General features: G+C 63.3%; 13 protein-coding genes. 5 read left to right on the top strand and 8 right to left on the bottom strand.

What is annotated here, in order from left to right; all coding sequences use genetic code 11:
• Positions 1-212 precede the first annotated feature (212 nt).
• From PHD22_RS04230 to PHD22_RS04220, 3 genes are all read left to right on the top strand, one after another.
• Positions 213-1,817 carry a PAS domain-containing protein gene (locus PHD22_RS04230; RefSeq protein ID WP_299862724.1) on the top strand — a complete coding sequence of 535 codons (1,605 nt, stop codon included), beginning with the start codon at positions 213-215 and terminating at the stop codon, positions 1,815-1,817.
• Positions 1,818-1,952: 135 nt separating this feature from the next.
• Positions 1,953-3,044 (top strand): tyrosine-type recombinase/integrase, encoded by a 1,092-nt coding sequence (locus tag PHD22_RS04225; RefSeq protein ID WP_299862720.1) that lies wholly within the window; start codon positions 1,953-1,955, stop codon positions 3,042-3,044.
• Positions 3,045-3,084: 40 nt separating this feature from the next.
• A complete protein-coding gene (locus tag PHD22_RS04220; RefSeq protein WP_299862717.1) occupies positions 3,085-4,494 on the top strand; it encodes an MBL fold metallo-hydrolase in 1,410 nt (469 codons plus the stop codon).
• Positions 4,495-4,660: 166 nt separating this feature from the next.
• Here PHD22_RS04220 and PHD22_RS04215 read toward each other — a convergent pair whose 3' ends face one another.
• From PHD22_RS04215 to PHD22_RS04185, 7 genes are all read right to left on the bottom strand, one after another.
• Positions 4,661-6,460, bottom strand: coding sequence for a phage integrase family protein (locus tag PHD22_RS04215; RefSeq protein ID WP_299862714.1), 1,800 nt, complete (start codon positions 6,458-6,460; stop codon positions 4,661-4,663).
• Positions 6,461-6,547: 87 nt separating this feature from the next.
• Positions 6,548-8,014, bottom strand: coding sequence for a DASS family sodium-coupled anion symporter (locus PHD22_RS04210; RefSeq protein WP_299862711.1), 1,467 nt, complete (start codon positions 8,012-8,014; stop codon positions 6,548-6,550).
• A gap of 263 nt (positions 8,015-8,277) precedes the next feature.
• The gene (locus tag PHD22_RS04205) at positions 8,278-10,020 is read right to left on the bottom strand and encodes a PAS domain-containing protein (protein WP_299862709.1); all 1,743 of its coding nucleotides are present in this window, start codon (positions 10,018-10,020) and stop codon (positions 8,278-8,280) included.
• 451 nt (positions 10,021-10,471) lie between these two features.
• Complete coding sequence (locus PHD22_RS04200; protein ID WP_299862707.1) at positions 10,472-11,599, bottom strand: ABC transporter permease; 1,128 nt, start codon at positions 11,597-11,599, stop codon at positions 10,472-10,474.
• A gap of 1 nt (position 11,600) precedes the next feature.
• Positions 11,601-14,351 carry a ribosome-associated ATPase/putative transporter RbbA gene (gene rbbA / locus PHD22_RS04195; protein ID WP_299862705.1) on the bottom strand — a complete coding sequence of 917 codons (2,751 nt, stop codon included), beginning with the start codon at positions 14,349-14,351 and terminating at the stop codon, positions 11,601-11,603.
• A complete protein-coding gene (locus tag PHD22_RS04190) occupies positions 14,348-15,421 on the bottom strand; it encodes an efflux RND transporter periplasmic adaptor subunit (protein WP_299862703.1) in 1,074 nt (357 codons plus the stop codon). The genes rbbA and PHD22_RS04190 overlap by 4 nt, the downstream gene beginning before the upstream one ends.
• Positions 15,402-16,904, bottom strand: coding sequence for an efflux transporter outer membrane subunit (locus tag PHD22_RS04185; RefSeq protein WP_299862701.1), 1,503 nt, complete (start codon positions 16,902-16,904; stop codon positions 15,402-15,404). The genes PHD22_RS04190 and PHD22_RS04185 overlap by 20 nt, the downstream gene beginning before the upstream one ends.
• Before the next feature lie 198 nt (positions 16,905-17,102).
• Between PHD22_RS04185 and PHD22_RS04180 the strand changes: the two genes are divergently transcribed.
• Positions 17,103-17,747 (top strand): TetR/AcrR family transcriptional regulator, encoded by a 645-nt coding sequence (locus tag PHD22_RS04180; protein WP_299862699.1) that lies wholly within the window; start codon positions 17,103-17,105, stop codon positions 17,745-17,747.
• Between the two features lie 62 nt (positions 17,748-17,809).
• Here PHD22_RS04180 and PHD22_RS04175 read toward each other — a convergent pair whose 3' ends face one another.
• A complete protein-coding gene (locus PHD22_RS04175) occupies positions 17,810-18,478 on the bottom strand; it encodes a hypothetical protein (RefSeq protein ID WP_299862697.1) in 669 nt (222 codons plus the stop codon).
• 163 nt (positions 18,479-18,641) lie between these two features.
• On the opposite strand from PHD22_RS04175, the gene PHD22_RS04170 reads away from it, so the two are divergent.
• Positions 18,642-20,957: an esterase-like activity of phytase family protein gene (locus PHD22_RS04170; protein WP_299862695.1), complete on the top strand. Its 2,316-nt coding sequence runs from the start codon at positions 18,642-18,644 to the stop codon at positions 20,955-20,957.
• Positions 20,958-21,040 lie beyond the last annotated feature (83 nt).

The following is a 21,040-nucleotide window of genomic DNA, read 5'->3' as shown; positions in this document are numbered from 1 at the left end:
AACGCCATTGCCCGACAATTAAACAACCGCCCGCGCAAATGCCTCGACTTTGAAACACCAGCGGAGGTCTTTGCGAGGGAAATCATGAACTTTCAACCCAGTGTTGCACTTCAGACTTGAAACCGCCTCTTGTATTGCATAGGACTGGGGAGTTTCCGGCCATAGACTCTCCCCCGCCACTAATAAGAAAAATCGCCGTACAGGAGCCCAATTTGAGCACACGGAAACTGCCTTTCAACAAGGCAGAAATGATGCAGCGTATTCGGGGATTCAATTGGGGAAATACCCCCCTCGGTGAATTCGACACCTGGTCCCCAACCTTGCGCTGCGCGGTGAGCCTGATGCTCGATCTGCCCCACCCGGCCTGTGTGGTCTGGGGAAATGATCTGCACTCCGTTTACAATGATGGTTTTGCCGCATTGCTGGGCCACAGTCATGCTCAGGGTCTGGGACAACCCTGCCGGGAGTTGTTTGGCGCACGCTGGAGCGCCCTGGCTCCGGTCTTCGACGAAATGCTGAAGGGCAATCGGCAGAATGCCTGCGTCAATCCCTTGACGGGAATTGCTGACGGCAGTGAAACGGGTTTGAGCTTCTCGTGGGTACCGTTGCGGGATGAAGTGGCGCAGCCGCAGATCAAGGGCCTTTTTTGCGTGGCGATCCGTTTGCCCGGGCCGGATGGGGCAGGGCGCCCGCTGCCGGACATTCTCGATGGCAGCTTCCTGGGACTGGCAGAACGTCTGGCCAGGGCGGGCATATGGGAGTGGGATATTCAGGCAGGACGAGTCTACTGGTCACCGGCCTTCTTCGCCTTGTTCGGGCTTGATCCTGCGGTCCATTCCGCCAGCGTTGAGTGCTGGAAGAGCATCCTCCACCCCGAGGACCGGGACCACGCAGTCCTGCGTCTTGAAGCTGCAGTGCGTGACCGTACGCCGCTCTTCAACCCCTACCGGATCAGGCTTCCGGGCGGTGGGGTGCGCTGGATTGAAGCTTATGGGGACACCATGTGCAATGAAGCGGGCCAGCCGGTGCGGATGGCAGGTCTGTGCATCGACATAACCGAACGGGAGAGGCTGGCCTCGGAAAACGTTGAATTGCAGCGGCTGCTGGTGGACCATCGGGCGCTGGAACAGGAACTTCTGGAGAGCCGTGAGCGGCTTGAAATGGCGCTGACCGGCTCGCGCCAGGTGCTCTGGGATTACGATGTGTCCCGTGGGCAAATCGCTTGCGACTGGCGCTGGGGTCCCATCCTGGGATACCCACCCAGGCAACGGATCCATGATCTGGCAGCCTGGCAAGCGATTGTTCATCCTGATGATCTGGCGCTGGTCCTTTCTGCCATGGAGGCTCATGTGGAAGGTGATACGGAAAGTCTGTACTCCGAATATCGCCTGCGCCACAAGGATGGGCATTGGGTCTGGGTCGTTGTGCGTGGCAAGGTCGTTGCACGTGATGCGCATGGCGTGCCGATCCGGCTGGCCGGAACCATCACGGACATCAGCCAGCAGAAACGGCTGACACAGGAGGGGAGCGAGTTGCTGGCGCGTTTGGTTGCACTGTTACGGGAAGCCTCGAACCCTGAGGTGCAGCTCACATCTCCTGCGCCAGATCAGAATGCCCTCAACGGATTGACCCGGCGCCAGCGGCAGATCATGGAGTCCATTGCCAAGGGCATGACCTCGGGCCAGATTGCAACGCAATTGAAAATCGCAACGGCAACGGTCATCACCCATCGACGGGAGTTGATGCGACGCCTCAAATTGCACAGCGCCGCAGATGTGGTGCGCTTTGCATTGCGTAATGGGATTGGATGCGATTGACTTGATCCACCCATTCTTTTGCCGAGTGGCTTGGCGCAGCCATGTGAAACAGTAGCACCACAGATGGCCTTAATGGTCTTGTCATGAGGCAGGCGCTAAAGTAAATTTTAAAAATTGCAATTAAGCGTCTAAAAAATGCCGCAAAAAAACAAAACCGGGACACCCGACATCTTCGACACCCTAGAGGGATGGACCCGACAACCTCGACTTGCCTACGCAAGTTGGTTAAACAGCCAAAAGCTCAAGGACAGCACCAAAACAGTCTATCTGGCCATGTTCGGACGTTTTTGTCAGTGGACTGAAGAGCAGGGACTATCCCTGTTGAAAATCACCCCCTCCGACATCCAGCGTTTTCTGGAAACCCCGAACCCCCATGCGGTTGCCGCCCGGCAACCCGGTCAAACCGGACGGCAACGTCAACAATATGTCCGGCAGCTGGAGCGGGTCTTTGCCCATCTGGGTGCGCTCGGTTATCCCGGTGGTAATGCGGGCTCGGCCGCCGGCCGGGCCCGTATCGGGGAGGGAGACGACAAACCGACCCGGTTCCTGAGCAAAGCGGAAACCGTAGCGGTACGCACCCTGATCGAAGGACGCTGCAGCGCATTTGCAGAAAACAGTCCTGTCGCCGGTAACTGGATGGAATGGCGGGATCTTGCGCTGGTTGCCGTGCTGCTCGGAGCAGGATTGAAGGTTTCTCAAATTCCGCAAATCTCGCTTAATTGCATCAATATTGAGGAAGGCTTTATTGATCTGAGCCGCCCCAACCGGGCACACCGGGCACAGCTTCAGGATTTTGTCGGTCAGCCTCTCGAAACCTGGCTCAAGGTGCTCAGCCGCTTGCATGATGGCCCCCTGACAGGAAGCCAGAAGATCTTCGAAGCCGACCGCAGCATGGGTTTTGGCAGACACAGCAAACAGGCGGCGCTCTCCGCCTCATCCATCCACCGGCGTACTCAACGCCTGCTTGGGGAAGCAGGCATCACCGGCGAACGTGCCTGTGCGCAAACCCTGCGCAACACGTATGCGGCGTTACTGATCGATCAGGGTGCCAGTGACGCCGAGCTCATGGACTGCCTCGGCCTGCAGGCGGCGATCACCACACGGCGGCTGCGCAGCGCCCTGATCCAATTTCGTCAGAAATCTGAGCCCGGTGAGTCTTCACCTACCCTGCAGGCACCGGGGGACAATCTCATGAACATGGGCCCTCGGACGCCGTCGAATCCGTAAGCACTGCTGTTTTTCCTCCGCAGAAAGGGAGCGTTCCATCATGCGAATCCATTTTTTTGGAGCAGCTGGCGAAGTCACCGGTTCTTGCACGCTCGTCGAAGCCGGCGATGTGCGTTTCCTTGTGGATTGCGGCATGTACCAGGGGGGAGCCGAGGCCCACAGCAAGAATGTCCACGCCCTGGACTTCGGGCTTGACGTACGGAAGCTGGATTTCGTGCTGCTGACCCATGCCCATATCGACCACTCCGGCCTGCTCCCCCGGCTGGCGGTCATGGGCTTTCGTGGTCCGGTCTATGCCACCTCCGCGACCATCGACCTGCTCCAGGTGTTGCTACCCGACAGTGCCCATATTCAGGAAAAGGAAGCGGAGTGGCATCTGCGCAACCAGCATCGACGAGGCCGCCACGGACGGGGGATCCCTGCACCGCTCTACACCGTCACCGAAGCACAGAAATGCCTTGAGCTGCTCAAGCCCGTTCCCTACCGCACGCCCGTCCAGGCTGCCGGAACAGTACGGGTGTGCTTTCATGATGCGGGTCACATTCTGGGCTCGGCCTGGCTCGAAGTGGACATCAGCGGCCGGAAACCCCGCAAACTGGTGTTTTCAGGCGATCTGGGCATGCGCAACCGGCCCCTGCTTGAAGATCCCGAACCCCCGCCCCCTCGTGCCGACCTGCTGCTGATTGAATCCACCTATGGCGACCGTCTCCACCGTCCGCTGCCCGAAACAGAGGAAGAAATCATCACCGCCATCGGACGGACACACGCCTGCCATGGCAACCTGATCATTCCCTCCTTCGCGGTGGGACGCACCCAGGAACTGATCTATCTTCTGGCTGAGCTGGTGCGCCAGGAACGCCTGCCACCCCTCAAGATCTATGTGGACTCTCCCATGGCCCAGGCGGCCACCCGGATCACCCTTTGCCATCCTGGACTGCTGGATGTCCAGACCCATGAACTGACCCGGTGGCTGGAAACCCATCCCGGAAAAATGAAGATCGAGTTCGTGGCGGATGTGGAAGCCTCTCGGGCGCTCAACGGCGTCCGCAGCGGCGCCATCATCATTTCGGCCAGCGGCATGTGCGAAGCAGGCCGGATCAAGTACCACCTGCGGGAGAATCTGCCCCGTAGCGAGTGCAGTGTGCTGATCACTGGATTTCAGGCTGCCGGTACCCTGGGGCGACGCCTGGTGGACGGAGCCCGACTGGTCCGCATCTTCGGGGAGCAACTGTCCGTCAAGGCCCGTATCTACACCGTTGGAGGACTGTCAGCCCACGCCGACCAGGGAGATCTTCTCAACTGGCTGGGCATGTTTCATGAAGCGCCGGGACACACCTGCGTGGTACATGGGGAAAGCGCCGCAGCCAGCCACTTTACCGATGCAATCCGGCAACGGCTGGGCTGGAAGAACGTGACGCTTCCCCTCCGGGGCGACACCCTCGAAATCTGAAAAAAAACCCGAGGGGCGCAAGCCGCTCGGGTTTGAAATCCACACCAAAGGAGGAGGGTGGAGGAGACAGGTTCAACAATACTCCTCCGGATGCTGCAATGCAACATCCTTGTTACGGGAAGTTGTCGCGGCACGTAACAAATCCACGATCCCTCCTCCGTCTCCCTTACCCCTGTCCGAAAAATTTGCCCATTTCTTCAATGCTGCGACGCCGCTCCGCCTGCACATAGATCGTCGTGGTCTGCAGGCTGGCATGGCCGAGGACCCGCTGGAGCACGTCTAGGGGCAATTCCTGGGCAGCAGCCCGGGTGCCAAAGGTATGACGCAAGGCATGCGGGGCCGCCCGGCGCAGGGCGTTCCGCTCGTCGGGCTCCAGTTCGGCACGGGGGTCATCAGCCAGGCGCAGCAACACGGTCTTGACCGCACGGTACAGTCCATCCGGGGAAAACCCATTCCCCGTCAAACTGCCATCATCAGCGTCCAGATGCTTGTTACGGGCGCTTTCGGTCGGCGGAATCAGCACCGGAGAAATCAGGGCCAGTTCGACGCCCGGATTGGAAAAATCCTGCTCCCGGTCCTGCCAGTGAGCGTCCAGCGCCGCCACGACCCTGGGAGGCAAAAAGACAGTACGCCACCTGTTGCGCTTGCCCAGCACATCCAGTTCCCAGAGTCCGGCCGGGTGAGCCCTCAGGGGACGCAGGTGATTACGGGTCGCATGGGCAGCCTCCTCCCGACGCAAGCCGGTGTAGCCAAGCAGCAGCAGCACCGCCCGCACCAGCCGGTACTGGGCCTGCCGCCCTGGTTCGGCGGTGGCACACAACTGGTCGAGCAAACCATCGAGCCGGGCCAGTTTCTCCCACAATTCGCGGTTCAGGGCCTTGTCCAGTTGCAAGGGTGCCATGGCCCTGGCTACCGGTGGGTCTCCCACGGCCACCCAGGGATTGCCCGCCAGGTAACGTACCTCCACCAGCCAGGCGAAGAACCCGCGCAGAATGGTGACCGTATAACGCTGGGAAGCAGGGGACAGGGGGCCGACAAAAGGTCGCCAGCGAGGACCGAAACGCAGGGCCTTGATTCCACACCAATCCGGGTCCGGCGCCGCTAGAAAATCCTTGTAGCGTTCGCAGTGGTCCACCAGCACACTGGACAAAGGCTTGCGGGCCTTGTGGATGCACCACAACAGAAAACGCTCCAGTTCCTTCTGGTAGGCCCTGCGAGTCTTGTCCTGGGCGCGGAATTTATAGAGATAGGCCTGAATCGCTTCCAGATCATTGCGGGCCGCCACCAGGCAGAAAGCCGGACTCCGGTTGCTGCCCAGGCTGCCGTCCAGTTCCCCGGCCAGACTCACCCGCTCCAGGGGCACGAGGACAGGCTCGGCGGGATCGAGCAGAACCGGCGTCACCGGCAAGGGCAAGACAGGAGACAGATCCGGCAAGGGCCCCAGGGTGGCCGCCTGCTCCTGCAACCAGCGTATCAGCACCTCTGCCTTGCCTTTGCCCAAGCGGGGCAGGGGACGCCACCAGCCTGCCCCCCGGGCGGCAATCCAGGCCATCAGATCCGCCAGAGTCTCGAGCTTTTCACCCTTGAGGGAGCGGGCCACCCGGGGTTTGAACCAGACAGATACCGCATCCGCGGGACGCGGCGCCCGCATGTCCCGATCTGCCGCCTGGACCAGAAAATCCAGTGCCACCCTGGACCAGCGCTGGGAGCGCCGGGCCTGAGCCAGGGCCTCTGCCACGTGGGGGTTGGCCAGACTGGCCCGCTCGATCAGCTGATCCCGCAGATCATCCAGGCGGGCTCCCAGCGCCGCAGGACTTCCGCAGCCCAGGATGTCCAGATCATCCTCGCTGTAGTAAAGCGTGGCAATACGGGCCAGCGGGAGCTTGTTGAGCCAGGCCCTGAGGGCCGTGAAATCGGCCCGGGTGTAATGACGCTGGGGGCGGGCAACATCCAGATTCTGGGCCATCGAAGCTCTCGTAAGGCAGAGGACACGGCGCCAAAGTATAGCCCGCCCAGCAAGCCTGATAAATGACGGGCTTGCCCCTGACGCTTGCTACCAGTAACCCAGGAGCTTCCACCACACCCCACCGACCAGAACCCATACCAGCAGGTTGACCACGCTCATGACCAGACCAGCGAACCACCACTGCCCCAGGGTCGTGTACCCCGATCCAAAAATGATCGGCGAGGTCCCGGTGGCGTAGTGGGTGAGGGTCATCATGATCGACGAAGCCGCCGCCAGCAGCAGCGCGAAGGCCATCGGTGGCGCTCCGAGAGCGATCCCCGCAGCGTAGAAGGCACCAAACATCGCCGTGATGTGCGCGGTGGTGCTGGCAAAGAGGTAATGGGCGTACATATAGACCAGGGTAAGCAGTGTGACCGCCCCCATCCAGCCCAGCCCCAGCTGCAGGATGCCGCCCTGCAGGACCGACGACAGCCAGAAGATGATGCCGAGCTTGTTGAGGAAAGTGGCCATCATGACCAGCGCCGAGAACCAGGTGATCGTATCCCAGGCACTCTTTTCCGCCAGCACGTCATCCCAGGTCAGCACACCGGCCAGCAGCAGCAGGGCCAGCCCGGACATGGCCGCGGTGGTGGCATCGACCGCGTAGGCCGCACCTGCGATCATGTCCGGGATGCCTGCCCACAGGAACAGCAGCCAGGCAAACACTCCAAGCAGGATCTTCTCGCTGGTCTTGACCGGTCCCAGTTCTGCCAGCCGGGAGAGGGCGAAGGTGCGGGCATCCCGGGTGTCCCGGATCTCCGGAGGGTAAAGCCAGAGGATCACCAGGGGCATCAGCGCAATGGCCACCAGACCGGGCAGCAGCATGGCCAGGGCCCAGGTCCCCCAGGACAGGCTGATCTGCGCTCCGGTGGCTTCGGCCACCAGCTTGACCACCAGGGGATTGGGCGCGGTGGCAGTGATGAACATCGCCGAAGTGATGGGGTTGGTGTGGTAATTCACCAGGGCCAGATAGCGGCCGATCTTCTCCGAAGTGCCCTGTTCGGGCGACGACCCGAAACTGTTGGCAATCGAGCGCATGATCGGATGTATGATGCCGCCCCCCCGGGCAGTGTTGCTCGGCGTCAGCGGTGCCAGGATCAGCTCGGAGATGCTGAGGGCGTAGCCTATCCCCACTGTCTTGCGGCCGAACAGGGAGATGAAGTAGTAGCCTATGCGCGCGCCCAGACCCGTCTTGACCAATCCCCGGGAAATCATGATCGAAATGCCGATCAGCCAGATCAGGGAATTGGAAAAGCCACTCAGGGCATCGGCAATGGCTGCCGAGGGCTTCTCGTTGGTCACACCGGTGATGGCCACCAGGGTGATCGCAATGATGGCAATGGCCCCGATGGGCATGGCCTTGCCGATGATCGCGGCAATCGTGCCGATGAACATGGCCAGCAAGTGCCAGGCGTTCGGTTTGACCCCCTCGGGTACCGGAATGCCGAACCAGATCAGAAGGGTGATGGCCAGCGCGACAAGGGCAGGAACAGGCCGCAACGCATCGTTTTTCATTTCATGGCTCCCATGGAAAACACGCAGCCCACACGCTCAGGCAATCCGCAGGAAGGCCTGTGGGCGGGAAACATCCGTATATGGCCGGATGCTTATGAAGCATACTCCCAAGGACTGGGGCGAGATCAAAAAACGGAACGGCTTGTCGTCCGTTGCGTTTCAAACCACACTTGGCGCAGCGCTTCAGTCGCGTTTGCGCCGGACAACTCCCAGCCCAGCCCGACTTGTTCTCGGCAAACACGAGGGTTGTGATGAATCATGACTCAAGCCGGAGGACGTCGATCCATCCGGATCCGGTTGCGCCCTTCGCTCTTGGCTTGATACATCGCATCATCGGCCCGCTTGAGAATAGCCTCACCATCCAGCTCGCAAGGCGGAAACAGGGTCAGCCCCAGACTGGCCGAACAGGAATGGGCCACGGGTGCCCCCGTTCCGTCAGGAGCAGCCCCTGGAATGAGGTAGGGCTTGCCCAGGTCCTCCAGGATTCGGGCCGCCACCTGGCGGACCATGGCCATCGCGGTTTCCTCGGATTTGGCCACATGCACCAGCAGGACCACGAATTCATCCCCCCCCAGACGGGCTACCGTGTCCTGTTCGCGAATGGAATGGCTCAGGCGCCGTGCCGCCTCCTGCAGCACCTGATCTCCGGCCCGATGGCCATAGTGGTCGTTAACCGGCTTGAAGTTGTCGAGATCCAGATAAATCACCGCCCCATACAGCCCACTGCGCTGGCTCTGGGCCAACGCTTTGGCGAGTCGATCGAAAAACAGGCGGCGGTTGGGCAACTCTGTCAGCGCATCGTAAAAAGCCAGCTGATGAATCTTGCTCTCATATTGCTTGCGCTCGGTCAGATCCCTCAGGGTAGCGAGGAAAGCCGGCACTCCGTCCAGGCTCATGGCACTGATGACGACCTCTACCGGAACCAGTTCATCCTGACCCGCGCTGCGGAGCATCCACTCAAAACGGTGACGGCCTTTGCGATCCGCAACCTGCAGATACTCCTCCAGCAGCTCGGCCGAGGGCATCCCGCAGGGCTGTGCAGGCGGCGAAAGATCTTTCAGACAGCGGCCCATGCATTCCTCCTTGCGGCTCAGACCCAGCAAGGTCAGGGCGGCCGGATTGCAATCCAGCAGGACGAGGCTCCGGTTGAAGACGAAAACGGCTTCACTGCTGGCCTCGAAGAGCGTCCTGAAACGCGCCTCCGAACGGGCCAGGGCATGCTCGGCCAGCTTCAGTTCGGTGATATCCGAGGAAAAACCGACCAGGCAATTGGTCTGCCCTGGCCGCTCCAGCAGCAGCTTGACGGACCAGTAGTAGCGCATCTGCCCCCCGACCCGGAAACACTCTTCCCCAGCATGATGACCACCCTGGGCGTACACCCTGTCATCCAGCGCCCTGAAGGACTCGGCCTGTTCCTCTTCCAGCAGTTCCTCACTGGTATGTCCGATCATTTCCTCGGTGGATCGCTGGAAGAGTTGAGCTACCTTGCGGCTGACAAACAGGTAACGCCGGTTTTCGTCCTTCATGTAGATGTGGGCATCCACGTTGGCCATCACCGTATCCAGAATGGCGCGGGACTCCTGCAACAGCGCCGCGGTACGCTCGCGCTCGGTCACATCCACGTAAACGCTGGACAGACCCACAACACGCCCCTCCCGGTCAAGCAAGGGAGACTTGACGGCTAGAAAGCGCCGCGATTCGCCGCTGGAAGTGAGCAGGAAGGAGGCGTGGGTCTCCATCAGCCGGCAGGTCTCAATCACCTCCTGCTCTACGGCCTCGACCTGCCCGGCAGTCGCTTCATCGAAGAAATCCCTGGCCTTTCTGCCAATGACCGACTCGAGAGGTGCCCCCACCCACTGGCAGAAGATCCGGTTGGCGTAGGTATAGCGCCCTTCCCGGTCCTTGGTCACGATCAGGGCACCCAGGCTGTCGAGAACGCGCTGCCTCAGATCGTTCAAGTCACCGGAGTGCTCTCCCTCCGACACGGAAAAAACCGGACCTGACATGAGCCCCCCTCCACGGACAACACACGGACAAGGTGTGCCTTGGTTTCTATCGTTTTTGATAACTCTAGCGTAAACCCGCTGAATTCAAAGGCAGGAGTTTTGCCCAGGTGCGCCCCCGCAGAGGCCACGGATCCCCTCGGGACGTCACCCCTCTCGGGTTACCCGGGAGCGTCAACAACTTCAGGGAAGCGCATGTCATGCCTTGACCTGCCCTGTGCTCTGGCACGGGACATGATTTCCGGTACCGCCCCCTTCAGGGACGCCGAACGCCCTGCCCATTTATGAGGCAAAACAGAAAAAATGTTCAAATTCATCATCTTGAGCATCAAGCCCACACCTTATCCACAGGCTTGACCACGCTTGGAGGGGATAAAGGGGCAGCTTTCCACAGCGCTGCCGACACTCCGCCGGACATCCTTGGAGTCCATCACGGTCCGTTGCGGGATGACCCTCAGGTCATGCGGGTGATGGCTCGCCGGAAACGGAACAGGGACACGGTAAACAGCACGCAGCCGATCAGGAACAGGTACACAAAAGGTGACCAGACGGTGTCGAGACCTGCGCCCCGGTACAGGATGGCCTGGCTCAGTTCGGTAAAGTGGGTGGTCGGCGCCAGGGTCATGAGGGCCTGGACCCCCTCGGGCATGCTTTCGCGGGGCGTCATGCTTCCGGAGAGGATCTGCAGGGGCATGACGATGAGCATCAGCAGGAGGCTGAACTGGGGCATGCTGCGGGCCAGCGTGGCCAGAAAGATGCCCATGGACGTGGTAGCAAACAGATGCAGCGTGGTGCCCGCAAGGAAAAGGAGCAGGGAGCCCTCGATGGGGACCCCCAGGGCTCCACGGATCACCAGGTTGAGGGAGACGGTGGCGGCCAGGATGACCACCAGGGCACAGGCCCAGACTTTGGCAAACATGATCTCGGTGGGCGTCACGGGCATCACCAGCAGATGCTCGACCGTGCCGTGCTCCCGCTCCCGGATCAGGGCAGCCCCCGTCAGGATCATGGAGAGGAGGGTGATGTTGTTCACCACCTCCATCAACCCACCGAACCAGGACTGCTCCAGGGCCGGATTGAAGCGGGCCCGCAGGGCGAGATCCACGGGCAGGACGCTGTTCTCGCGATACCGCTGGGCAAACTCGTTCACCTCTCCCATCACGATCTGCTGGATGCTGGCGCTACCGGTGAAGGCCTGGCTCATCCGGGTGGCATCCACGTTGAGCTGGATCCGGGGTGCCCGCCCTGCCAGCACATCCCGCTGGAAGTTGGGGGGTATGTCGAGGATGAAGGTATAGCGCCCCTCGTCCATGGCCGGATCCACCTCCGGCAAGGCCAGCAGCGCCGGGGGATTGAAACGGGGCGGATAGAAGGCCGAGACAATCCGCGCCGACAGGGCTGACTGGTCCTCATCGACAATCGCAACAGGCGCCCGGTGCAGGGTTTCTGGCACCGTGGTCGCGGCCACGTAGATGGCCACCGTAAAGGTCCACCCGATCAGAAACACCATCATCGGGTCCCGGGCAAGGCTCCACAGCTCCTTGACCCCCAGCCGGTAGATGTTCAGGAGATGGCGCTTCATGTCAGCGCTCCTGCTTGTCCAGCAGCAGGATGGCGGCCCCAAGGATCACTGGCACGGCCAGCGCCAGGGGCCAGAAGGCCCCCTGCAGATCGGCAAATCCCAGCGCCTTGCTGAACACCCCCCGACTGATCAACAGCATGTGGCTCGCCGGGTAGAGCTCGCCGAACAGGCGGCCTGTCCCGTCCAGGGAAGAAACCGGATTGAGGAGCCCCGCGAACTGGACTGCCGGGATCATGGTGCCGATGGCCGCCAGGAACATGGCAGCGGTCTGGCTCCGGGTCACGGTGGACGCCAGCAGGCCCATTCCCGTGGCGATCACGCAGAACAGCACCGCCGCCACGCCCAGGGCCGGGAAACTGCCGGTCATGGGCACCCCGAAAATGCTTACCGCCACCAGGCACATGAGCAGGAAATTGAGCAGCGCCAGCAGCACGTAAGGCAGCTGCTTGCCCAGCAGGAACTCGCTGCGGGTCACCGGCGTCACATAGAGGTTGATGATGGACCCCAGCTCTTTCTCCCGCACCACCGCCAGGGCGGTGAGCATGGCCGGGAGCATCAGCAGCAGCAGCGGAATCACCGCCGGGACCATGGCCGGCAGACTGCGGACGTCCGGGTTGTAGCGAAAACGGGTCTCTATCCGGGCCAGGCCGGAGGACACGACCATGCCCCGGGCGCGGGCCTGCTCCAGCAACCACTGCTGATGCATGCCCTGCACGTAGCCCTTCACGGTCTCGGCCCGCTGGGGCATGGCCCCGTCAATCCATGCACCGATCTGTACCGGCGCTCCGCGGGCCACGTCGCGGGCAAATCCGGGGGGGATCTCCAGCACCAGGGAGAGTTCGCCGCTGCGCATCCGCCGGTCCAGCTCGCCGTAGTCCGCCAGGGGAGGGCGCTCGGTAAAGTAACGGGATCCTGCGAGATTGAGTCCGTAAGCCCGGCTGAGGACGGTCTGGTCCCGGTCCAGCACCGCGAAACGCAGGTTCTCCACGTCCATGGAGATACCGAAACCCATCACGAACAGCAGGACCAGGCTCCCCACAAGCGCCAGGGTTGCCCGGACCGGATCCCGCTGGAGCTCCAGGCCCTCTCGCCAGAAATAACTGTAGATGCGCCCCAGGCTCTCACGGATGCGGATGCCAGCGCCCTCGGGCTTCGCCCCTGCCGGACCTGCGCCCGCCACGGCGTGAGGGGCCGGCGCGCGCTCCTCCCGTGCGCCTTCCGCCTCACGCAGATAATCAATGAAGGCCTCTTCCAGGGTCGCCTTGCCCCGCCGTGCCACCAGCGCAGCAGGACGGTCACTGTCGAGCACCCGACCCGCATGCATCATGGACATCCGGTCGCAACGCTCGGCCTCGTTCATGAAGTGGGTGGAGATGAAGATGGTCACCCGATCCCGCCGGGCCAGTTCGATCATCAGCCGCCAGAAGTTGTCCCGGGCAATGGGGTCCACACCGGAGGTGGGCTCGTCGAGGATCAGCAACTCGGGCTTGTGGACCATCGCCACCGCCAGAGAGAGGCGCTGGCGGATCCCCAGAGGGAGTTTTTCCGGGAGGACATCCAGCACCTCGGCAAGGCCGAAGCGCGCCACCATTTCGTCCACCCGGGCCGCCACCTGGGCCTCGGGCACATGGAACAGGCGGGCATGGAGCACCAGGTTTTGCCGCACCGTCAGCTCGCCATACAGGGAAAAGGACTGGGACATGTAACCCACCCGCCGGCGGGTCGCCATGTCCCTGGGGTCCACCGGCTGACCAAACAGCCAGGCTTCACCCTCACTGGCCGGCAGAAGCCCCGTGAGCATCTTCATGGTGGTGGATTTGCCACACCCGTTGGAGCCGAGGAAGCCGAAGATCTCCCCCCGACGGATCCGGAAGCTCGCCCGGTCCACCGCCGTGAAATCCCCAAACCGCATGGTCAGGCCCCTGGCTTCGATGGCGACATCGTCCTCGTCTCCCCCCGCCAGAGGAGGAATGTCCACCGGCTGATGCTGGCGGCGCTTGGCCTCCGGCAGGAGGGCAATGAATGCGGCCTCCAGGGTCCTCGTGGCGGTGAGGGCCATCAGCTCGTCCGGATGACCGGTCGCCAGCACCCGCCCCTCGTCCATGGCCACCAGCCAGTCGAAGCGCTGCGCCTCGTCCATGTAGGCGGTCGCCACGATCACGCTCATGCCAGGACGGTCGGCGCGAATCCGCGCGATCAGCTCCCAGAACTGGGCCCGGGCCAGGGGATCCACGCCCGTGGTGGGCTCATCAAGGATGAGCAGATCCGGGTCGTGGATCAGCGCACAGCACAGGCCCAGCTTCTGCTTCATGCCTCCCGAGAGCTTGCCCACCGGACGGTCCAGAAAGGGCAGGAGTCCGGTGCTCCAGGTCAGGCTGTCGATCCGGCGGCGGCGCTCGGCGGTGGCGTGGCCAAACAGGCGGGCAAAAAACTGCAGGTTCTCCTCGACGGAAAGGGTCGGATAGAGGTTACGCCCGAGCCCCTGGGGCATGTAGGCAATCCGGGGGCACACCGCCTCCCGGTGGCTCCGGTGCGCCATGTTTCCTCCCAGGGTCTCCACTTCGCCCTGCTGGATCACCCGCGCGCCCGAGGCCAGCGCCAGCAGGCTGGATTTACCCACGCCATCCGGACCGATCAAACCCACCATGCGCCCTGCAGGCACCCCCAGCGTAATCCCGTCCAGGGCCACCACGGCGCCATAACGCAGGGAAACCTCCGTCAAGCGCAGGACCGGGGGAGGACCGTCCTTCATGGCCGGACCTTCCCGGACTGCAGGCGGGCAGGCCATTCCCCCTGGGGGTCGGTGCGGACCCAGGCAACACCGGGCAGACCGGTCTTCACCTGATCTTGGTAACGGGCCAGCAATTCCGGCGCGACCCGCGCCTTGACCCGGAACATGAGCTTCTGACGCTCGCTGGCCGTCTCCACCGTCTTGGGCGTGAACTGGGCCGTGCTGGCGACGAAACTGATCTGGGCGGGAATGACATATCCGGGCGCAGCGTCCAGGACGATCCGGACCTCGCTGCCCAACGCCACCCGCCCGGCAACCGTCTCGGGCAGGAAAAAGGTCATGTACACATCCCCCAGGTCCACCAGATTGAGCACCTTGCCCCCGGCGCCAATCACCTCCCCGGGCTGGACGACCCGGTACTGGATCCGGCCGTCCCGGGGCGCAGTCAGCACGCTGTCCGCCAGGTCCACCTCAATGCGTGCCACCGTGGCCTTGGCCGCCACGGCGGTGGAGCGGGCACCCGTCACCTGGCTTCGCGCCGCCACCACCGCAGCCCGGGCGGCCGCCACCTGGGCCTGGGTCGCAGCCAGTGCCGCTGCAGCGCTGCGGACCCGGGCCCGGTCATCATCCAGTTCCTGCCCGGACGACGCCCCTTCCTTGGCCAGGGTTTCAGAACGGACCAGGCGCCGCCGGGCCGCATCCAGCTCGCTGTCCCGCTGCAGCACCAGGGCCTGGACAGCCTGCAGGTCACTCTGCCGCGCCACCACCACCGCCTCGGCCCCCGCCACAGCCTGCTCCGCCTGCTGATAGCGGGCCTCGGCCTCATCCCGCTGGGCCTGCAGACTCTGCACCTGCATCCGGGCCAGGGGCTGTCCAGTCCGCACGAAATCCCCCTCCCGCACCAGGATCTGGTCCACCCGGCCAGCCATCTTGGTGGCCACATCCACCTCGGTGGCCTCGATGCGTCCATTGCCACTGACGAGGCCCTCCTGCCCGGCGTTGCCCCGCAGGTAAACCCAGGCCTGGAAACCTCCCCCCAGCAGGGTCAGAACCACGGCAAGGGAAACAAATTTATGGGCGATGGGCTTCATGATCTTTCCCCGGAGACTTCAATGGGCATGGGTCGCAGGGCAACGCTCCACAGGCGGCAGGCACCTCGTGGAGACTGCCGCCCCCGAGGGCCACATAAAGTGTCACCCGGGCACTCAGCAAGGCACGGCGAACCTGAACGTGCTGCTGTTCGACGGCCAAGCGGTCCCGCTCCGCATCCAGCACCTCCAGATAACGGGCGGCACCGCTCTCGTAGCGCAGGCGGGCCAGACGGGTACGCTCGGTCTGCACGGCAAGGGAGCCGTTCAGGGTCGCCAGCTGCACCGTCAACCACTGGATGGCAGCCAGACCGTCGGCCACCTCCCGGAAGGCACCCTGCAGGGTCTTCTGGTACTCCACCACCCCCTGCGCCTGCCGCACCCGGGCCAGCTCCAGCGCGGCCTCGCGCCGGCCGCCATCCAGGAGCGGCAGGGAAATCCCCGGAGAAAAGCTCCACACGCTGCTGCCGCCCTTGAACAGGCCATCAAGCTCCGCACTGGCCGTTCCTGCCGACGCCGTCAGGGCAATTCGAGGGAAGAAGGCCGCCCGGGCCGCGCCAATGCTGGCACCGGCAGCGCGCAGCCGGTGCTCGGCAGCCATCACGTCCGGACGAGCCATCAACAGCTCGGAGGGTAAGCCCACCCGTAACGCCACCCCGCTGAATACCGCCGGATCTACCCGGGCGGCGGGCAGGTGAGCCGCATCTCCGCCCGCAAGCAAGCCCAGCGCCTGGGCCTGGACGGCCCTGGCCTGCTCAAGCTGGGCCACCAGGGTATGAGCCTGCTGCCAGAGAATCTCCACCTGGGTCAGCTCCAGCCTGGAGGTCGCCCCCAGCTCGACCCGCCGCCGGAAGATCCTGAGGGAATCCGCCCGGCTGGCTTCGCTGCGCCGGGCCAGGGCAAGACGCTCATCCAGTTCGCCCAGCGCCAGGTAGCCCTGGATGACCTGATTGATCAAAGTGAGGCGAAATGCCTGCCGGGCGGCATCCGTGGCCAGATAGGACGCCAGGGCAGCGCTTTCCAGGTTGGCCACCCGCCCCCAGAAATCCAGCTCCCAGCTGGCCAGGCTGACACCGATCTGCTCACGACTGGCCAGGTTGGGACGTCCCGTCACGCTCAAGTCGGCGGGAGTCCGGCTGCGGGACAGGTCCACTCCCAGTGCCAGGGAAGGAAAGCGCTCGGCCCTCTGGATGCCGAAGGCCGCCTGGGCCTCGCTGACGCGCAGCGCTGCCGCCTTGAGATCCAGGTTGTGGATCAGGGCCTGTTCCACCAGACGCACCAGATCCGGTTCGCGAAGAAAACCCTGCCAGCACAAGGTCGCAGGGGCGCTCCCCTGATCCTCCGCCTCAGCACGCGGAGGGTAGCGCTCCGGCACCGGCAGGGCAGGGCGCTCGAAGGGAGGGGCCAGATTGATGCAGGCAGAAAGCAGCAGGCCAGCCAGCGGCACGAGACGCTTGCGCCAGGGCATGGCCAACGGTTCAAGCATGGCGGCAACTCCTTCGTGATCCACCCCCGGGAGGGAGCACAATCCGGAAGTAATCCGGCAGCGGCAAGGTGCCTGGGCGCCCGGATTACCGACCAATCGGTCGTTAGATTAACACTCTCTCAAACGGCCCGCACGGCCAGTTGGGTTTCAGTTATCTTTAGTCACCTAAACCCTCAACGAAACCATCCTACGAGTCTGATGGATCCAAAACCAGAAGTACTTTCCGTCCCTCAGCCGCCGCGCCGCAAGCGCCTCACGCCCGACACACGGATTCCCCTGATTCTCGACGCTGCCCTTACGGAGTTTTCCAACCAGGGCTACAGCGCCACCCGGGTGGACGACATCGCCACCCGGGCAGGACTCTCCAAGAGTGGTTTTTACGCCCATTTTTCGGGGAAGGATCAGGTTTTCGAAGCCCTGCTTAAACATTCCCTGCAAACCCCCAGCATTGATCTGGAGGCCCTTCTGGAAGGCGACCCGGACCTGCCAACCCTGGTTGACCGGCTTGTGGCCGCCATCCACGCCCCCCTGGACGATCCGAAAGTGCGGGCAACCACCCGCCTGATGCTGTCAGAAGGTCATCGCCTGCCAGACATCGTCCGACAATGGCGCCAGAACGTACTTGGCCAGGTGAACGACAGGATCTCCACCCTGCTGCGGATCTGCATCGATCGGGGACTGTGTCGGGATGGCCCTCTGCGTCAGTACCCCTGGCTGGTCAGCTCACCCATGGTGCACACCCTGATCCAGCAGCTCAGCTTCAACAGTTTCAGCGCCGCCGAAATGAATCAGGCCCGGCAAGCCCACAAGGCCATGCTGATGGAACTGCTGGCCCTGAAGTGACCTGACCGCCCCTCCAGCAGGTCCGTGACGCTGGGCAGGCACTTCCTGAAGGAGCCCTGAAGTCATCCGACATCGCCCGAGCCGGCCTTCTCGACCCAGGCCCGGGCAGTGGCTGCGGTCAGGCGGAAGTCGGGGCCCACCTGCTCCCGGGCCAGGACCTCACCGCCGTCATCCACGGCAGAGAGCAGGGCATGCGGTTCAAATTCGTCGGGCACGATGTCCAGAGTGACGGTGAGCACCTTGTTGCCCCGGGGAATCGTCAGACGCTGATGCAGACGTGCCTGCAGCTGCCGGGCCTGCAGCGCCCACTGCCTGTCCGCCTCGCGCACCAGGCCCTGGAAGGCCTCGGCATCCAGGGGGCGGGGAGCCAGGCTGTCGTCGTCGTATGGCCAGGGAAGCATCAGGACGTGCTCCCGGTCCTCCTCCCGCCACACTTCCGCAGCCCAGTCTCCGGATTCACTGCGCAGTATGCGGACATGCCGCGAGCCATCCGACCAGGCCCGGGAAGAGTGCAGACCCTGGGTTCGGGACTCCACCTGCGGAATGGAGCGGAGCCCGGGTCGTGGCCTGGCCGGTGTGCGGACCGGGGACACGACCAGAGGCAGTTGGGAACAGTCCGGCGGAGCAAGCTCGGAAGGCTTCGTGCGGGCCGTCCGGCGGATGGCGGTCGAGGGAAGACCGGCAGGCACTCCGGCCCCCTCGGGAAAATCAAAACTCATCTGGACGTTCATGGGTCAGATCCGGCTCTAAACAAGAATAACTGTACAAAATTACATATACCCAATCAAGCCTCTCGGTGCGCCCTCAATCTCCCGAGCACTGGAAATGAAACCGTAAAGAGACCTTCATGAGCCTGGAATAGGCTTTCGGGCTTTGCATACCAAAGCTCAGACCATGAAAAAAACCACGCTCGCCCTGGCCATCGGCCTGATTACCACCGGACTCCTGACCGGTTGCGGCTCCGACAACGACGGCCCGGCGGCCTCTGTCAGCAATGACAACAAGTTCTTCAACCGTACCGCCAGCTTCCCGGTGTGCGACCAGGTGGGCTCCTCCTGCGAGGACAGCACCCCCACCGCCGCCGAGATCGTTGCTGCCAGCGAAGACGGCATGACCCTGATCTACAGCAACAGCCTGAAGGGTGAAGCGGGCTTCGTGGATATTGCCGATCCGGCCAACCCCAAGGCCCTGGGGGCCCTGCCCATGGGCGGAGAGCCCACGTCCGTCACCGTGCTGGGGAGCTACGCCCTGGTCGCCGTCAACACCCGCACCGATTACGTGAACGTATCCGGAAAACTGGTCGTGGTGGACATCGCCCGCCGCGAGAAGGTGGCTGAAATCGCCCTGGGGGGCCAGCCCGATTCGGTTGCTCGCAGCAAGGACGGCAAGTACGTGGCCGTGGTGATCGAGAACGAACGGGACGAGACCCTGGGCAACGGCGCACCGCCCCAGTCTCCGGCGGGGAGCCTGATGATCATCGACGTGGCAGGTGCGCCCGCCACCTGGAAAACCCGCAGCGTCGCCCTGACCGGCCTCGCCAGCCTTTATCCAGGCGATCCGGAGCCGGAATACGTCTCCATCAACGACGACAATGTCGCCGTCGTCACCCTGCAGGAAAACAACCACATTGCGCTGGTGGACCTCGCTTCGGGCAAGGTCACCCGACATTTCAGCGCTGGCAGCGTCACGCTGGATCGGGTGGACCTGACCGACGCACCGCGCCCCAACCAGATCAGCTTCAGCGAAGTGATGAACGCCCGCCTGCGGGAGCCGGACGGGGTGACCTGGATCTCCCGGGACCAGTTCGTGACCGCCAACGAAGGCGATCTGAACGGCGGCAGCCGGGGCTTCTCGATCTTCAACACCGACGGCACGGTGGCCTACGATTCCGGTAACACACTGGAACACCTGATGGCACGGATCGGCCACTACAACGACAAGCGCTCCGATGCCAAGGGCAATGAACCCGAGAATGCTGCCTTCGGCCGCTTCGAGGGGACAGACTATCTCTTCGTCGCGTCCGAACGCTCCAGCGTGGTGGCGGTGTACGACATGAGCAAGAAGAACACCCCGGCCTTCAAGCAGGTGCTGCCCGCCGGTGTCGCGCCGGAAGGGGTGCTCGCCATTCCCTCCCGCAACCTGGTGATCGCAGCCAGCGAGAACGACGACCGGGCCGGCGTGGTGCGCTCAGTGCTCAACATCTACCAGTACCAGAACGCCCGCGCCGCCTATCCGACCCTCCAGTCGGTGGACCGGGCCGACGGCACGCCCATCCCCTGGGCGGCCCTCTCCGGCATGGCGGCCGCCCCCAGCGGCACGCTGGTGTATGCCATCGACGATAGCTTTTTCCGCGGCAACCGGATCTTCGAAATCGACACCAGCCTCAAGCCCGCCAGCCTGAAGCGGGAAATCCGCATCCTCGACAGTAGCGGCAAGATCGCGGCCCTGGCCGCCCAGCTGCCGGCCGCCAAGGACGACAACGCCTTCGACGCTACCGACCTGGCGGCTCTGGTCAATGCCGATGGCAGCGTCAACCTGGATCCCGAAGGGATCTCGATGGCCTCCGGCGGTGGCTTCTGGATCGCCTCCGAAGGCTCGGGCACCGTCGGCGACAGTGCCTACCCGGTCAAGTCCGCCAACCTGATCCTCAAGGTCTCGGCCAGCGGCGTAGTCGAAGACATCATCCTGCTGCCCGCCGACGTGAACGCCCGTCAAGTCCGCTTCGGCTTTGAAGGCATCGCCGAATCCAGCGGCAAGCTCGTGGTCGCCTTCCAGCGTGCCTGGCAAGGGGAAAGCCAGCCGCGCATCGGCGTCTTCGATCTGGCCACCCGCAACTGGCAGTTCCTGTTCTACCCGCTGGACGCCGTGGCCTCCCCCAACAAAGGGTGGGTCGGCTTGTCCGACATCACGGCCCTGGGCAACAACCAGTTCCTGGTGGTGGAACGGGATAACCAGGGCGGGCCGGACGCCCGCATCAAGCGCCTCTACCGTATCGACCTGACGGGCAAGAACCCGGGGGACACTGTGAGCAAGACCCTGGTCCGGGATCTCCTGCCCGACCTGCGGGCGCCCAGGGGGGTCGTGCCCGAGAAGATCGAAGGGCTGGCCGTCCTGGCCAGCGGTGATGTCCTCATCGTCAATGACAACGATGGCGTGGACGGCAGCAGCGGGGAGACCCAGCTGATCCATCTGGGCCCGATCCTGAAATAAGACTGGAAGCATTCAGCTGACCCACGCATGGACGCGCCGGCAACGGGAAGGATCCAATCCTGTCCGAGCCGTCCATTGCGGTG

Origin of the sequence: Zoogloea sp. (assembly GCF_028693495.1) — a bacterium.
Classification (GTDB): domain Bacteria; phylum Pseudomonadota; class Gammaproteobacteria; order Burkholderiales; family Rhodocyclaceae; genus Zoogloea.
Note: the sequence above shows the minus strand (reverse complement) of the source record. Positions and strands in the feature narration are given on the sequence as shown.

What these genes read in the sequence shown, in the direction of transcription:
- PHD22_RS04185 (WP_299862701.1), bottom strand. Translation starts at nt 16,904, where the DNA reads ATGCTTGAACCGTTGGCCATGCCCTGGCGCAAGCGTCTCGTGCCGCTG.
- PHD22_RS04210 (WP_299862711.1), bottom strand. Translation starts at nt 8,014, where the DNA reads ATGAAAAACGATGCGTTGCGGCCTGTTCCTGCCCTTGTCGCGCTGGCC.
- PHD22_RS04200 (WP_299862707.1), bottom strand. Translation starts at nt 11,599, where the DNA reads ATGAAGCGCCATCTCCTGAACATCTACCGGCTGGGGGTCAAGGAGCTG.
- PHD22_RS04180 (WP_299862699.1), top strand. Translation starts at nt 17,103, where the DNA reads ATGGATCCAAAACCAGAAGTACTTTCCGTCCCTCAGCCGCCGCGCCGC.
- PHD22_RS04170 (WP_299862695.1), top strand. Translation starts at nt 18,642, where the DNA reads ATGAAAAAAACCACGCTCGCCCTGGCCATCGGCCTGATTACCACCGGA.
- rbbA (WP_299862705.1), bottom strand. Translation starts at nt 14,351, where the DNA reads ATGAAGGACGGTCCTCCCCCGGTCCTGCGCTTGACGGAGGTTTCCCTG.
- PHD22_RS04215 (WP_299862714.1), bottom strand. Translation starts at nt 6,460, where the DNA reads ATGGCCCAGAATCTGGATGTTGCCCGCCCCCAGCGTCATTACACCCGG.
- PHD22_RS04220 (WP_299862717.1), top strand. Translation starts at nt 3,085, where the DNA reads ATGCGAATCCATTTTTTTGGAGCAGCTGGCGAAGTCACCGGTTCTTGC.
- PHD22_RS04190 (WP_299862703.1), bottom strand. Translation starts at nt 15,421, where the DNA reads ATGAAGCCCATCGCCCATAAATTTGTTTCCCTTGCCGTGGTTCTGACC.
- PHD22_RS04175 (WP_299862697.1), bottom strand. Translation starts at nt 18,478, where the DNA reads ATGAACGTCCAGATGAGTTTTGATTTTCCCGAGGGGGCCGGAGTGCCT.
- PHD22_RS04225 (WP_299862720.1), top strand. Translation starts at nt 1,953, where the DNA reads ATGCCGCAAAAAAACAAAACCGGGACACCCGACATCTTCGACACCCTA.
- PHD22_RS04205 (WP_299862709.1), bottom strand. Translation starts at nt 10,020, where the DNA reads ATGTCAGGTCCGGTTTTTTCCGTGTCGGAGGGAGAGCACTCCGGTGAC.